The 13,921-nt window shown below is 63.6% G+C and carries 15 protein-coding genes; 6 read left to right on the top strand and 9 right to left on the bottom strand.

What is annotated here, in order from left to right; translation table 11 throughout:
• Window positions 1–57: 57 nt before the first annotated feature.
• Together NP503_RS31145 and NP503_RS31140 are read right to left on the bottom strand one after the other, a co-directional pair.
• Window positions 58–1,884, bottom strand: coding sequence for an ABC transporter ATP-binding protein/permease (locus NP503_RS31145; RefSeq protein ID WP_127268372.1), 1,827 nt, complete (start codon window positions 1,882–1,884; stop codon window positions 58–60).
• A 132-nt stretch (window positions 1,885–2,016) separates the two neighbouring features.
• Complete coding sequence (locus NP503_RS31140; RefSeq protein WP_127268371.1) at window positions 2,017–2,799, bottom strand: class I SAM-dependent methyltransferase; 783 nt, start codon at window positions 2,797–2,799, stop codon at window positions 2,017–2,019.
• A 137-nt stretch (window positions 2,800–2,936) separates the two neighbouring features.
• Here NP503_RS31140 and gloB point away from each other — a divergent pair, with 137 nt between their 5' ends.
• Together gloB and NP503_RS31130 are read left to right on the top strand one after the other, a co-directional pair.
• Entirely contained in the window at window positions 2,937–3,704 is a 768-nt protein-coding gene (gloB, locus tag NP503_RS31135) for a hydroxyacylglutathione hydrolase (RefSeq protein ID WP_127271095.1), read from the top strand.
• 19 nt (window positions 3,705–3,723) lie between these two features.
• On the top strand, window positions 3,724–4,152 hold the full coding sequence (locus NP503_RS31130; RefSeq protein WP_127266957.1) for a cupin domain-containing protein: 429 nt from the start codon (window positions 3,724–3,726) through the stop codon (window positions 4,150–4,152).
• A gap of 1 nt (window position 4,153) precedes the next feature.
• Here the strand turns inward: NP503_RS31130 and NP503_RS31125 are convergent, their stop codons facing one another.
• Genes NP503_RS31125 through NP503_RS31115 form a run of 3 tightly spaced genes read right to left on the bottom strand, consistent with a single transcriptional unit; the run spans window position 4,154 to window position 6,595 of the window.
• The gene (locus NP503_RS31125) at window positions 4,154–4,840 is read right to left on the bottom strand and encodes a lysoplasmalogenase (RefSeq protein ID WP_127266958.1); all 687 of its coding nucleotides are present in this window, start codon (window positions 4,838–4,840) and stop codon (window positions 4,154–4,156) included.
• Window positions 4,837–5,772 (bottom strand): DMT family transporter, encoded by a 936-nt coding sequence (locus NP503_RS31120; RefSeq protein ID WP_127266959.1) that lies wholly within the window; start codon window positions 5,770–5,772, stop codon window positions 4,837–4,839. The genes NP503_RS31125 and NP503_RS31120 overlap by 4 nt, the downstream gene beginning before the upstream one ends.
• Window positions 5,773–5,806: 34 nt before the next feature.
• Window positions 5,807–6,595, bottom strand: a complete 789-nt coding sequence (locus NP503_RS31115) for a DUF3108 domain-containing protein (RefSeq protein WP_127266960.1) — start codon at window positions 6,593–6,595, stop codon at window positions 5,807–5,809.
• Between the two features lie 257 nt (window positions 6,596–6,852).
• Here NP503_RS31115 and rpmB point away from each other — a divergent pair, with 257 nt between their 5' ends.
• The 3 genes from rpmB to NP503_RS31100 all read left to right on the top strand — a co-directional run bounded on the left by rpmB (window position 6,853) and on the right by NP503_RS31100 (window position 8,722).
• Window positions 6,853–7,149 (top strand): 50S ribosomal protein L28, encoded by a 297-nt coding sequence (gene rpmB, locus NP503_RS31110; RefSeq protein WP_013529373.1) that lies wholly within the window; start codon window positions 6,853–6,855, stop codon window positions 7,147–7,149.
• Between the two features lie 161 nt (window positions 7,150–7,310).
• Window positions 7,311–7,991: a queuosine precursor transporter gene (locus NP503_RS31105; RefSeq protein ID WP_127266961.1), complete on the top strand. Its 681-nt coding sequence runs from the start codon at window positions 7,311–7,313 to the stop codon at window positions 7,989–7,991.
• Between the two features lie 59 nt (window positions 7,992–8,050).
• Window positions 8,051–8,722, top strand: coding sequence for a hypothetical protein (locus NP503_RS31100; protein ID WP_127266962.1), 672 nt, complete (start codon window positions 8,051–8,053; stop codon window positions 8,720–8,722).
• A gap of 10 nt (window positions 8,723–8,732) precedes the next feature.
• Here NP503_RS31100 and NP503_RS31095 read toward each other — a convergent pair whose 3' ends face one another.
• The 4 genes from NP503_RS31095 to NP503_RS31080 form a co-directional block, all read right to left on the bottom strand.
• The gene (locus NP503_RS31095) at window positions 8,733–9,761 is read right to left on the bottom strand and encodes an esterase-like activity of phytase family protein (RefSeq protein ID WP_127266963.1); all 1,029 of its coding nucleotides are present in this window, start codon (window positions 9,759–9,761) and stop codon (window positions 8,733–8,735) included.
• Window positions 9,758–11,659 carry a cobaltochelatase subunit CobT gene (cobT, locus tag NP503_RS31090; RefSeq protein ID WP_013529369.1) on the bottom strand — a complete coding sequence of 634 codons (1,902 nt, stop codon included), beginning with the start codon at window positions 11,657–11,659 and terminating at the stop codon, window positions 9,758–9,760. The genes NP503_RS31095 and cobT overlap by 4 nt, the downstream gene beginning before the upstream one ends.
• 11 nt (window positions 11,660–11,670) lie before the next feature.
• Window positions 11,671–12,657: a cobaltochelatase subunit CobS gene (gene cobS, locus NP503_RS31085; protein ID WP_013529367.1), complete on the bottom strand. Its 987-nt coding sequence runs from the start codon at window positions 12,655–12,657 to the stop codon at window positions 11,671–11,673.
• 123 nt (window positions 12,658–12,780) lie between these two features.
• Entirely contained in the window at window positions 12,781–13,410 is a 630-nt protein-coding gene (locus tag NP503_RS31080) for a J domain-containing protein (protein WP_013529366.1), read from the bottom strand.
• Between the two features lie 181 nt (window positions 13,411–13,591).
• On the opposite strand from NP503_RS31080, the gene NP503_RS31075 reads away from it, so the two are divergent.
• Entirely contained in the window at window positions 13,592–13,894 is a 303-nt protein-coding gene (locus NP503_RS31075) for a BolA family transcriptional regulator (protein WP_013529365.1), read from the top strand.
• The last annotated feature ends 27 nt before the right edge of the window (window positions 13,895–13,921 follow it).

Raw genomic sequence — 13,921 nt, 5'->3', positions numbered from 1 at the left:
AGCTTCCCTCGCGATCGCGGCAAAATAAAGCTCTGCTTCCCTCGCTCGGATATCAGCTCATTTCTTGCGGCGGGCGGCGACTGGCGGCGGTTCTATCGCGCCGGCCCTGACGCGGGCGGGCTTCAGGGCTGGCGCACCGGAATCCTTGACGATCGTCAACGCGCGCGGGAAGAAGTGGTTGTTGTGCTGGCCGCGCCCGATGTTGAGGATCGCTGTCCCCGGCAAACGCTTCTCGAGCATCGACAGCACGCGTCTTAGCGATGGGCCGTCGAACGCATCCAGCGCCTCATCGATGATCACCCATTTCGGCTGCCGCAACGCGAGCCTGGCGAAGGCCAGCGAGCGTTGTTCGTCATCGCCCAACTCATGGTCCCAACGCCCGGCACGGTCGAGCGATGAGGATAGCCGTCCCAGACCGACCTCGGCCAGCACCGCCGAAATGTCGGCATCGTTCGCCGGCGCGGGCCCGTTCGGGTGATCGAGGACTTCGCGCAACGTGCCGACCGGAAAATAAGGCACGCGCGGCACGAATATGGGGGTTTCTCCCGACGGCAGGCCGATCCGGCCGCTTCCCCATGGCCACAGGCCGGCAATGGCACGAAAGAACAGCGTCTTGCCCGCACCGGGGTCGCCGGTGATCATGACGCGCTCGCCGGGGCGGATTTCGACATGCGGATCGGCGAGTCTGGTGCAACCCTCCGGCGAGGTCACTTCGAGCTTCTCGAAAGTCAGGCTGCCATTGACGTTTTGGCCGAAGGCAATGCGCTTTTCCGTGTCATGCAGCGCATCGGTTTCATCGAGCGCGATGCGGAAATCGGCCACGCGCATCAGCGTGGCGCGCCAATCGGCGATGCTGCCGATGTTGTTGATGAACCAGCGCAAGGAAGAGTGGACCTGGTTGAAGGCGCCGACCGCCATCATCAGCCCGCCAAAGCTGATATCACCTGAGAAATAGACCGGCGAAGCGACCAGTATGGGCGCCACGACGGTGATCCAGCCATAGGTGTCGGTCACCCAGGACAGGTTGATCTGGGCGGTGTAGATGCGCCGCATGGCGCCCAGCACCGTGCCGAGATCGAGTTCGAGCCGCCGCCTTGCGTCGGCCTCGCCGTGATACAACGCAATGGCATCGACGTTCTCGTTGACGCGCACCATCGAGGAGCGCAGCTCGGCTTCGCGTGTATAGCGGTCGCTGTTCAGGCGGATGAGCGGGCGCCCGACCAGCCAGCTCAGCCAGGAGGCGATGCCGGCGTAAAGGATAGCGGCCCAGACCATGTAGCCCGGTATGGCCAGCGAGGTCCCGCCGATGTGGAACACGAAGCCCGAGGACAGCTCCCACAGCACCCCGACGAAGGACACGAGCAGAATGCACGACTGCAGCAGCCCGACGCCGAGATCGGTTGACAGGTCGGACAGATGCGCGGCGTCCTGCTGCATGCGCTGGTCGGGATTGACGCCGATGGCGCCGGCATTGGCCAACCGGAAGGCGCGCGCCGGCCGCATCCACTGATCGATCAGATCCAGCGTCAGCGCCTCGCGCAGTTTGAGCCTGATCATCTGGTTGAGCCAGGTCTGGCCGATATTGAGCACCAGCAGCCCGCCGGCGATCATCGCGAAGACGAGGAGCTGGTGCAGGAAGGCCGCCATGTCGCGGCGCGAAAGCGCATCGTAGAAAGGCTGGTTCCAGCGGTTGAGCAGAACCTGGCCGATCGACGTTGCGATGATCACGGCCATGATGCCGACCGATGTCCACAGCAACCATTTGCGAACCGGCGATCGCGCCAGTGCCCGCCGGATCGTCGCCACCTGATCGCGCAGGCTGCTGGCTTCAACCGCCACGGCAACCGGATGAACGGCGGCGGCATTGTCCGGTTGATCAGCCATGGCCGAGGTCCTTGCGTCAGTGCTGAAACCGGATGGAGAAACTTGACAGGCGTTTGTATGGGCTGCCGGATGGGCTGTCGGTCCGCTTGCGACAGATAGGCAGGGAAACGAGGTCAGGCACGTTTGCCGTGATCACGAAGCCGTCACCCGCGCAGCCGAGGGCTTGGCATCGGCTTTGCGACGGCCAAGCCGGGTGGCGCCATGCGGCGACAGCACCGGCACGAAGACGCGGCGCGAGGCGCGCTGGACGACGGGCACGCCTTGATAGAGCCGTTTCTGCGCCTCGACGACGATGACGCCGGAAAAGATCGGCCACAGCCGCCGGCCGGCGCGCTCCAGCACATTGTGGAAGCGCATCATGAAACGGCGCTTCGACGGCGGAAAGAACAGCGCATCGGACCAGGCGGCGGGCGTAAAATTGGCCTCGCGCAGCAATTCGGTGAGCTGGCCGCGCGAAAAGGGCCGGCCATTGCCGAATGGGGTGTGCTCGAAGCGCGCCCAGACACCGCGCCGGTTGGGCACGACGATGACCACCCGGCCAGCCGGCGACAGCACGCGCCAGATCTCGTTCAGCGTCTCACGCGGGTTCTCGACATGTTCGAGCGAATGGACGAGCAGCATGCGGTCGATGCAGGAATCGACCAGCGGCAGTTCCTCGTCGAAGACCAGTGCCGTCGCCGTCGGCCCTGTCGCCGGCCACACCACCGCGCCTTGCGTTGCCGGCATGAAGGCAAAGACCCGCTCGGCATCGGTGCCGAACCGCTCCAGCCAGGGCAAGGTGTAACCCAGACCAACCAGCCGCTCGTTGGGCACGACCGCCCATATCGACGACAACGCCATGGTGATCGAACGCTCGGCGAACCGGCCGAGCGTTGTCGAATAGAAGGAGCGAAGATCGACGATGTCGGAATGCATGGCAGGGATGTAGCCGTGATATCGGCGGGTTTCAACAAAAGGCCGCGACGACCCGACATTCCGAGATGTCATTCGACATCCGGGATGACATCCACGCGCCGGCGCCCTATGTCTGCGGCCATAAACGGAGAGATGCGATGCCGGTCGAAATCGAACAGTTCATGTGCCGCAGCGACAATTTCGGCGTGCTGGTGCATGATCCCAAAAGCGGCCAGACCGCGATCATCGACGCGCCCGAGGAAGCGCCTATCCTGGCAGCGATAAAGCGCACCGGCTGGACGCCGACGACGATCCTGACCACGCATCATCACATGGATCACGTCGAGGCCAATCTGGCGCTGAAGGAGCGCTTCAAGCTGCGCATCGTCGGCCCGGAAGCGGAAAAGGCCAAGATCCCCGGCATCGACGAGACCGTCGAAGACGGCTCGGTTCTCCATCTTGGCGATGAAAAGATCGAAGTCATCGCCACGCCCGGCCACACCGCCGGCCACGTTTCCTACTATTTGCCGGTTTCGGGTGTGGCGTTCACCGCCGACACGCTGTTTGCGCTGGGTTGCGGACGGCTGTTCGAATGCAAGCCGCCGGTGATGTATGAATCGCTGAAGAAGCTGGCTGCACTTCCGGCTGAAACGGCCATCTATTGCGGCCACGAATATACGCTCTCCAACGCCCGTTTCGCGCTGACCGTCGACCCGACCAATTCGGCATTGAAGGAACGCGCCGCCAGGATCGAAAAGCTGCGCGCCGCCGACAAGCCGACGCTGCCGACGACGATCGGCGAGGAGCTGTCGACCAATCCCTTCCTGCGCTGGCACGATCCGGCGATCCGCAAGCATCTGGGGCTGGAGAAAGCTTCGGACGCCGAGGTCTTTGCCGAAATCCGCAAGCGCAAGGACAATTTCTAGGCCCGGTGGTATCGTCGCCATGACCAGCTCCGCAGAAATTATCGCGACGCTCGGGCTGAAGCCGCACCCGGAAGGCGGCTGGTATGCCGAGACCTTTCGCGATGGCACTGGCGGCGCGCGCGGCCATTCGACGGCCATCTATTTCCTGCTTGAGGAGCATCAGGTTTCGGCCTGGCACCGGGTCAAGGACGCCGCCGAGGTCTGGCATTTCCATGCCGGCGCCCCGCTGGCACTGGCGATGTGGGAGGAAGGCAGTACCGTTGTGGAGCAGGTGCTCGGCATCGATCTCGCAGCCGGTGAGCGGCCTCAGATCGTCGTGCCGGTAGGCTGGTGGCAGTCGGCGCGCAGCCTGGGCGAATGGACGCTGGTCGGCTGCACCGTCGCGCCGGGCTTCGAGTTTGCCGCCTTTGAGCTGGCCGAACCCGGCTGGCAGCCGAAACAACCCTAACTCAATAAGAACCCAAATTTAGCAGGAACCCAAGTGTCGTCGCGAGCTGGGCGGCGTAGTACAGCGCCCAGACGGCGAAGCGCATCCAGGCGCGGTGGGGCGAGATGGCGGCGACAAGGAATTTCTCGGTGGCGAGCAGCCCGTCCGATACCATGAACAGCACGGCGCCACCGATCACCCACATATTGCTTGTTGTCAGCGCCGAGATGCCCATTGCCAGGATCGCGGCGATATAGACGGTGATCGGGATACCCAGGCCGGGACCGACGCGACGCCACAGCGCCGCCAGCATGATGACCACGAACACCGCCATGGCGAGCCCGATCGCTCCGCGCCACGGCTCGGCGCCAAGCACTCCCAATCCGCCACCGCTGCGCAGGAACAGCGCGACATAGACGATGTGGGCGACGAGAAAACTGGCCAGCCCGCCGAGAAAGGCCTTTTCGCCGTCGCGCGACAGGAAGGCGTCGCCAGCGGCGCTGAGTGCGAGCGCGGCGACCAGCAGCAGCGGGCCGCCCTGCAGTCCGGCCAGCACGGCAAGCATCGCCACGGCAAGCGTCTTTGCCGCCGAGCGGGCGAGCGTCGGCGGCATGCCTAGCGTGAACGCATAGATCACCGCCGCCGCCAGCGAAAAGATCAGTGTCGCATTGGCATTGGCGTCGATGCCGCCCGCAAACGGCATCGTCATGCCCGGCTCCGCCTTTGGATGCCCTGGGCTCCGCCTTCGGATGACCCGGCTCGGCTCTCGGTCGCCGCAGGCTTGCGCAGGAACAGGGATTTTGCGGCGAGCACCGCGCCACCGGTGATGAGCACGCAGGCGGCGAGGATGCGCAGCGACGGCTCGGCGACGCCGGCCGCGATCAGCACCAGCGTCGACAACAGCGGTGCGGCGTAGCTTGCGGCACCCAGCACCTGGATGTTGCCGCGTTTGACGCCGATGTCCCAGGCATAGAAGGCAGCGCCCACCGGCATGAGGCCAAGACCAAGCACCGCCAGCCACTGACCGGCGCCGACGGGCAGAACGGTCTGTTCCAGCGCCAGGTGGCAGGCGAGCGACAGCACCGCGGTCGCTGCGCAGAACCAGGTGACGATGCTGGTCGGCACCGACGGGAAGCGCCGCGACAACAACGAATAGGACGACCACAGGACGGCGCAGACGGCAGCCATGGCATAGCCGAAGGAATAGCGGGCGTCGAAGGCCAGCCCGCCACCCTTGGTGACGATCAGCACGGTGCCGGCAAGGCCGAGCAGCGCGCCGACGACATGGTTCCACGCCAGTTTTTCGCCCGGCATCAGCGCCGAGCCGAGCACGATCAGCAGCGGCCACAGATAGGCGATCAGGCTCGCCTCCACCGCCGGCGCATTGCGCAGCGCGGTGAAATAGAAGAAGTGGTAGCCGAACAGGCCGGCAATGCCGATCAGCCACACCTGCGGCGGTATCTTCTGGCTCTTGTCGGGTGCCGGCATGAACAGCCGCGCGATGAGCCCGACCCCGGTGCCGATCGAGAAGGTGATCGCCGACAAGAGGAACGGCGGCACCTGGCCCGACGCATCGGTGAGCAGTGCGAGCAACGCCCACATGGCGACCGCCGAAAAGCCGATCAGTGTTGCGCGCCCCATTCTGTCTCCAGTGGCGCGCCAATTCCGCGCCTGGCTATTGTACGGCTTCGAAACGCCCGGCGCTGATGGTCAAGGTGCCGATCTGCGTGCCCACCGTGGCACGGATCGGCGCATATACGCCGGTTTGGCCGAGCGGTGCAAACGTCACCATCATGCGGCTTTTGTTCTTGAGATAGTTGAGCGCCTTGCGGCCCTTGCGATAACCCGCCACCGGCTCGAAGCCCATCTGGCAGGTGACGGTGTCGCCCTTGTAGCCCGGGACCGAGATCGTGCCTTTCGACGCGTAGGTCAACGTCAGGTCGGCACGCATCTCGCCGTCATAGAACTTCACCGTGCGGCCGCAGACCTGGTCGAGACTGTCGGCATGAATGACGGTGGCGGCCATGGGATCGAGCACCGACGTCAGGTCGCCGGCACCGAGCGGTACCCAGTTCTTGGGGTCGCGTTTGCCCGGCGCCGGCACGACCTTCGTCGAGGTGACCCTGCCATTGGCAAAGCGGATATCGACAACCGATGCCTTCTTGCCGGAGGTGTAATCGGCGCGGAATGCCTGCGGCACCATTTTCTTGCCCGCGATCGTGCCTTTGGATGAGATCGTGCCGCGCGTATCGTCGAACAGCTTGGCGAGGCCGGCTGCGGTGACACTGCCTTGGATCGCGTAGGCGCCGTTCTCATAGCGGCTGGAAAACGTTGATTTCGCTATCGAAAGGCCGAGGAACGACACTGTGTACTCGCCCTTGAACGACTGCGGCGAGGCAGCAGACGCGGCGGACGGCAAAGCTATGGCAAGCATGGCAACAAGGGCATGTGGCGAACGAAGCATGGCGGGATCGGGTCCTTGATTTTCGGCCGGAGGCGGGCAACTCCGGTCTGGCATGTCCCTATGGAACCGCTTATAGGATGAATTCCGGCCTTAATATGAAATGCCGGGCGTGTCCGCAGGCAAGCTGGAGCTTGACGCCTCGGCGAAATGCAACTATGGAACGCCAACTTTTTCCATAAGGCCGCCTGACCAGAACCGCGCGCCACCCGGCGTGGGCTTGAGTGTTTGGCAGACCCCGAGAACTGAAGGTTAGAACAATGTCCCGCACCTGCGAACTCACTGCCAAGGCAGTCATGTCCGGCAACAATGTGAGCCACGCCAACAACAAGACCAAGCGTCGCTTCCTGCCGAACCTCGTCAATGTGACGCTGATTTCGGAAGCGCTGAACCAGAACGTGCGTCTTCGCATTTCGGCCAACGCGCTGCGTTCGGTCGAACATCGCGGCGGCCTCGACGCCTTCCTGGCCAAGGCCGACGTCAAGGAATTGTCGCAGCGCGCCCGTTTGCTGAAGAAGCAGATCGCCAAGAAGACCGCCGAACAGGCTGCCGCTTAAAACAGTTCAAAGGCGGGGGACGACCGCCCTGGCCAACCTCTTGTTGGCCTAGGCATCGGATCGAAGCCGCAAGGTTTCGGCAACCCGATGCTTAAATTACGAAGCTAGCGTAATCCGATTTCGGAATACGTTCCGCTGGTTCCATTACCCAGGATAAAAAAATGACTTTCTTCTCGCGATACTTGCCCTTCGTGGCCGCCATGACGCTTGTCGTCGTGGCATCGAACATTCTCGTGCAATTCCCGATGCAGGGCCAGATCGGCGGCCTCTCGCTGGCCGACCTTCTGACCTGGGGGGCCTTCACCTATCCCTTCTCGTTTCTGGTCACCGACCTCGCCAACCGCCGTTACGGCCCCACTGTGGCGCGCCGGATCGTCTTTGTCGGCTTCATGACGGCGGTGATCTGCTCGATCCTTGTCCCGCCCTTCCTGTTCCGTCACGGCCTGATCGAATTCGAGACCGCCGCCGACCGGCTGGTGCGGATCGCGGCCGCGTCCGGAGCGGCGTTCCTTGCCGCGCAATTGCTCGATGTGACTGTCTTCAACCGGCTGCGCCGCCAGAGCTGGTGGCGGGCGCCGATCGTCGGCACGCTGGTCGGGTCGGTGTTCGACACAGCCGTGTTCTTCACCGTCGCGTTCTCGGCCGCCTTTGCCTTCGCTGGTCCCAACGACGGCTTTGCGTTGGAAAACGCACCCTTGATGGGCGTGTTCCATGTCGACGCGATGCGTTGGATCTCCTGGGCGCTGGGCGACCTCAGCGTGAAGCTGATCATCGCCGTGGTGGCGTTGATCCCCTACCGTCTGCTCGCGGCCCGCTGGAGCCAGCCCGCGGTTGCGGCTTAAACCATGATCCCGAAAAGTGGGACCCGATTTTCGGAAAAGATCATGGTCGGACAAAGATCATGATCCCGTGGGTTCAGCTCGATTCGGCAAAGACCCCGGACGGCGGACAAGAACTTCGCCTCAAGCGGCGCGGCACCGAATTCTCGATCATGCTGGGCACCAACGAGCTCATGAACAGCCGCCTCAGCGGTTCCGAGGAAGCGCTGGCAAAACTGTCCTGTGAGCGGATTGCCGGCCATAGCCGGCCCACAATCCTGATCGGTGGGCTTGGCATGGGTTTTACCTTGCGCGCCGCACTCACAGAATTGGCCAATGATGCCGGAATTGTCGTCGCCGAACTGGTGCCCGCCGTCGTCGCCTGGGCACGTGGCCCGATGGCCGAAATCTTTGACGGCTGTCTCGACGATCCTCGCGTCACCATCCAGGAAACCGATGTCGGGCAGTTGATCCGGTCGCGGCCCGCGGCCTGGGACGCCATCCTGCTCGATGTCGACAACGGCCCGGAAGGCATCGTCCACAAATCCAACAACGCACTTTACAGCGTGCAAGGCCTCGCAGCCGCACGCAGCGCCCTGAAACCCGGCGGCGTGCTGGCGGTGTGGTCGCAAGGCCCCGACAGCGGCTTCACGCGGCGGCTGAAGCAGGCAGGCTTCGCGGTCGAAGAGGTCAGTACGCGCGCCAACGGCAAGCGCGGCGCCCGCCATGTCATCTGGATCGCCAACAGGACGTAAGCCGGCTGGCTCAATCCTGGTGGAGAATGAATTCCAGATAGAGGTTGCGCTGCAGGATCGAGTGGTTGTCGTCCGAGATCAGCGACACCATCAGCGCGCCGTCGTCGCGGCTCCAGACGTCGAGCCCTTCCATATTGTCGATCTGGTAGTCCATGTCGGCCTCCAGCAGCACCGGCCCGTCGGCGACCGCGCCCTTCTCGACGCTTTCGCCGTAGATGCGCCGCAGCCGCATCTTGACGCCGCTGGCCATCGAGAAACTGCGCTCCAGAAGCAACAGATCACCATCGGGCAGGAAGGCGCCGTCGGTGATGTCGAAATCGCCATTGCGCTTGACGGTGAAGACGCCCTTGTGCGGCCCATCGATGATGGCGGCATAGATGTTGCCGGCCTTGTCCAGGCTCTTCTCGGAGACCACGACCAGGCCGCCCTCATGCTGGCCGTTGGCATTGGCGTGGGTGACGGTCTCGAAGCCGCGATTCTGGCGCAGCTCGCGGGCCGGCACGACGAAATCCAGCGGCTTGAACGGCGCCTTCATGTCGTTGGGATCGATCTTGAACTGGGCGACGCGGTGGCTGCGCTCGAAGCCGACGGTGGCGATGCCGTCCTTGACCGCGAGACCTTCCGCATCGACCTCCCATTTCCTGTCGATCGGCCGGCCGGTCTGGTCGACCATCTGCTGCATGCGGAAATTCTGGATGCCGGAGGGTCGCTTTTCCGCGTCGCGGACCACCGTGCCGAAGAACCAGAAGCCGGTGTCGGCAACGCCGATGAAGTCACCGCCGGCTGTCAGGAAGCGGAAGGCTGACAGCGCGCCGAAATCGCGTGTCGGCGAGGTCATCTCCAGCCCGCCGACGAATTCGAAAGCGCCGAACTGCTTGTCGGCACGGCCAATGTGGAATTGGGTGATCGGGCGGGCCGAGATTTCGACCGGTTCGACAGAACCAGAGTCAGCCGAACCGGCTGCCGCCGAAGCCACGCCGGAAAGCAGGGCGATGGCGGCGAAAAGCGTCTGCCGAAACCCGCCGCGCCTGGAAATCATCCGGCGCGCCGCATACCACCGCCGCGTCGCGTATCCTTCGCGCTTTCCTCGGCGAACAGCGAAGCCAGTTGCTCGGTCATGGCGCCGGCCAGTTCCTCGGCATCGACGATGGTGACAGCGCGGCGGTAGTAGCGCGTGACGTCGTGGCCGATGCCGATGGCCAGCAGTTCCACCGGCGAACGCGTCTCGATCAGCTCGATGACGGCGCGCAGATGGCGCTCGAGATAGTTGCCCGGATTGACCGACAGCGTCGAATCGTCGACCGGCGCGCCGTCCGAGATCATCATCAGGATCTTGCGCTGCTCGGGCCGGGCGATCAGCCGGTTGTGCGCCCACAGCAGCGCCTCGCCGTCGATATTTTCCTTGAGCAGGCCTTCGCGCATCATCAGGCCGAGATTGCGCCGTGCCCGCCGCCATGGATGGTCGGCGGACTTGTAGATGATGTGGCGCAGATCGTTGAGCCGGCCAGGATTCGGCGGCTTGCCATCCTTCAGCCATTTCTCGCGCGCCTGCCCGCCCTTCCACGCCCGTGTCGTGAAGCCGAGGATCTCGACCGAGACACCGCAACGCTCCAGCGTGCGCGCCAATATGTCGGCGCAGGTGGCGGCGACCGTGATCGGCCGGCCGCGCATCGAGCCGGAATTGTCGAGCACCAGCGTCACCACCGTGTCGCGAAATTTGGTGTCGCGCTCCTGCTTGAACGACAGCGGCTGCATCGGGTCAATGACGACCCGCACCAGCCTTGCCGGGTCGAGGTAACCTTCTTCCAGGTCGAAATCCCAGGAGCGGTTCTGTTGTGCCATCAGCCGGCGCTGTAGCCGGTTGGCCAGCCGCCCAACGACGCCGGACAGATTGGCCAGTTGCTTGTCGAGGAAGGCGCGCAGCCGGTCGAGTTCTTCCTCTTCGCACAGCTCCTCGGCGCCGACCGTCTCGTCGAAAGCCGTGGTGAAGACCTTGTAGTCGATCTCCTTCGGCAGATTGGTGAAGGGATTGTCGTTGCGGCGCGCCTCGCCGGGTGTTTCGGCATCGGCGTCGTCATCGTCGGACAGATCGTCGGCGGTGGCGTCGGAGGCTTCCGTCTCGGCCGACTGTTCGTCATCGGCGGAAGCTTCGGCATCCTCGGACTGCGACTGCTCGGAGCCGGAATCCTCTTCGCCACCCTCCTCGCTCTGCTCCTCGCCTTGCGGCTGGTTGTCGTCATTGTCCTCGGAATCTTCCGTCTCCTGGTCGTCGCCGAGTTCCTCGGCCATCTCCATGGAGGCGAGCATCTCGCGCACGACCCGGGCGAACGCCTGCTGGTCGCCGAGCTTGGCCGACAATCCGTCGAGGTCGGCCTTGGCCTTCTCCTCGACCCAGGGGCGCCAAAGTTCGACCAGCCGCTCGCCGCTTTTCGGGACCGGGCGGCCGGTCAGCTTCTCGCGCACCATCAGGGCAAGAGCTTCCTCGATCGGCGCGTCGGCCTTGTCCTTGATGTCGACGAGGTTGGCCTTGGCGTATTTGTCCTCCAGCATCGAGCCGATATTGTCGGCGACGCCCTGCATGGCGCGTGAGCCTATCGCCTCGACGCGAGCCTGCTCGACCGCGTCATAGATGGCGCGGGCCGCCTTGCCTTCCGGCGCCAGCTTGGTGTGGATGCGCACATCATGGCAGGCGCGCTTCAGCGCCATGGAATCGCCGAGGCCGCGGGTGATCGCAATATCGGTCTTCGATGCCTTCTTGGGCAGCTCCGGCAAGCGCGCGCGGCTGCCGGCGAGCGCCGGCCGGTCCTTGGCGAAACCGACCTCCAGTTCCTTGTCGCCGGCAATGGCGCGCATGCAGACGGTAACGGCACGCTTGAAGCTATCGGCTTCAGACCCCGTCTTCGACTTGTTGCGCGTGTTGTCGCCCGGACCCGCCATCGAGACCCTGCTTAGCCCAGCACCACGTTGGCGGCGCTCTCGGGCAGATCCTCGCCGAAGGCGCGCTGATAGAACTCGGCCACCACCGAGCGCTCCAGTTCGTCGCACTTGTTGAGGAAGGTCAGCCGGAACGCCATGCCGATATTGCCGAATATCTCGGCATTCTCGGCCCAGGTGATCACGGTGCGCGGGCTCATCACGGTCGACAGATCGCCGTTGATGAAGGCCGAGCGCGTCATGTCGGCGACGCGCACCATCTTGTTGACGATGTCCTTGCCCTTGCCGTCGCGATAGTGCTTGGCCTTGGCCAGCACGATGGCGACTTCGTTGTCGTGCGGCAAATAGTTCAGCGTGGTGACGATCGACCAGCGGTCCATCTGCGCCTGGTTGATCTGCTGGGTGCCGTGATAGAGGCCGGTGGTGTCGCCAAGGCCGACCGTGTTTGCGGTCGAGAACAGCCGGAAGGCCGGATGCGGGCGAATGACCCGGCTCTGGTCGAGCAGCGTCAGCCGGCCCGACGATTCCAGCACGCGCTGGATGACGAACATCACATCCGGACGGCCGGCATCGTACTCGTCGAAGCACAGCGCGACATTGTGCTGGTAGGCCCAGGGCAGGATGCCGTCGCGGAATTCGGTGATCTGCAAACCGTCCTTGACGACGATCGCGTCCTTGCCGACGAGATCGATACGGCTGACATGGCTGTCGAGGTTGACGCGCACGCAAGGCCAGTTGAGGCGAGCGGCGACCTGTTCGATATGGGTCGACTTGCCGGTGCCGTGATAGCCCGACACCATGACGCGGCGGTTGTAGGCAAAGCCCGCAAGGATCGCCATCGTCGTGTTCTTGTCGAACAGATAGTCCGGATCGATGTCCGGCACATGCTCCGATGTCACCGAATAGGCCGGCACCACCATCTTGGACTCGAAGCCGAATTTCTCCTTCACCGACACCGTCGTGTCGGGCAGGTTGGCGATGTCACGATCGACCTTGTTCATATCTCTCAACGTCTCCACGGGCGAAACGTCTGATTTCGCCGGCAATCGATTTTGTCCGGGGGCGGTCTTAGAGCCTTTTCCAACCTTATGAAAGTTGGAAAACGACACGAACCGTATGGCCGCTCAGCACAGGCCCGCCTGTTTGAGCACGCGATAGGCCTGCAGCACATCGCGGAACCGGTCTTCCGAACCTCTGTCGCCACCATTCGCATCCGGATGGTGCAGTTTCACCAGTTCCTTATAGCGCGCCTTGATCTCCTTGCCAGTCGCCTTTGTATCAAGACCAAGCGTTTCCAGCGCCTTGGCCTCAAGCGGCTTGGCCTTGCGCTCGCGCGCCTCGCGCGGATCCTTCGGTCCCTTGAACAGGTCGAACGGGTCGCGCATGCGGTTATAGTAGCCGGCGCGGCCGGAACGCATCTGGGCCATATCGGGCGACGACCGCGTCGAGGCCCCGTTGGCGCCCATCTTCCAGGTCGGCCGGTGCCCGGTCATGGCTTCCTTCTGGAAGCGCGCGACCTCGGTGTCCGGCACGCCGGAAAAGTAGTTGAAGCCCTTGTTGTACTCGCGCACATGATCAAAGCAGAAGTGGAAATACTCGCCTTCCTTCATGCGCCCGACCGGCGCACGATGGGTGCCCGCTTCCTTGCAGCCGTCCCACTGGCAGATCGGCGAGTGCGACTTCAGCTCCGCGTCCTTGTCGGGGCGGACGCGAATCTTCTCGAAATATTTGGGGTACGGCTTCATCTTACCCATTTATGGGGCGTTCGCAGATGCGAAACAAGAATTGACATTTTCGCGATCATCGCCCTAACCGCTGAATCGCGGCATAAAGCAGGCGAATGGCGGATTTTGTTGCTCGGCGGCGGCCCCTTGCGAAACCGATTTTCGGTTTCCAGGCCGAGACGCCAGCGATATGTGGTGAAGGGAGATGGCGATGTCCATACAGGCGACCATGGAAGACAAGCTCAATAAGGCATTTTCGCCGGACAGGCTGGTTATCATCAACGAGAGCCATCTCCATGCCGGCCACCACCATCACGGCTCCGACCATCACGGCACTTATGACGGCACCGGCGAGACGCATTTTCGCGTCCGCGTCGTCGCTTCCGCCTTTGCCGGCATGAGCCGCATCGACCGTCACCGCGCCGTCAATGAACTGCTTGCCGACGAATTGAAGGCCGGCGTGCACGCGCTGGCGATCGAACCGGCGGCTCCCGGCGAAAAGACCCGCTGGTAGCTCGGTTCCGCCGATCGTTTTTCGCCG

Source organism: Mesorhizobium sp. SEMIA396, assembly GCF_024518615.1.
GTDB lineage: Bacteria > Pseudomonadota > Alphaproteobacteria > Rhizobiales > Rhizobiaceae > Mesorhizobium.
This window is presented reverse-complemented; position numbering and strand designations above follow the sequence as displayed.